Annotated in this window: 1 protein-coding gene; it reads right to left on the bottom strand. The window is 34.9% G+C overall.

Annotated features, from left to right (window positions below; translation table 11 throughout):
• The coding region (locus AAEY62_RS22140; protein WP_350636555.1) for a type II toxin-antitoxin system RelE/ParE family toxin at positions 1–197 on the bottom strand (197 nt) is incomplete at its 3' end.
• Between the last annotated feature and the right edge of the window lie 81 nt (positions 198–278).

Consider the following 278-nt stretch of genomic DNA (forward strand, 5'->3'; position numbering starts at 1 on the left):
CAAACGGCACGTCGATAACCTTTACGAATATGAGCAACTGATTGGTAGGGATAAGGATTTGCAGCTAGCTTTTCAAACAGAGTAAAAAAAGCATAAAAATAAGTATCTGCTTGCTGCTGTGAATACTCCTTACAGCCATACTGATAAATACGACGTAAGTCTTCTTTAGCATCATTTGAGAGTTTAAACTTTCGCATTACTTAACATTTAGTTTAAATTCAGTCAGGATTTCATCAGCAGATTGATTAGTAAAGCCACTTTTTTCAGATTTAAGCAGT

Source organism: Pseudoalteromonas sp. GW168-MNA-CIBAN-0100 (assembly GCF_040309225.1).
In the GTDB taxonomy this organism is placed as follows: domain Bacteria; phylum Pseudomonadota; class Gammaproteobacteria; order Enterobacterales; family Alteromonadaceae; genus Pseudoalteromonas; species Pseudoalteromonas arctica.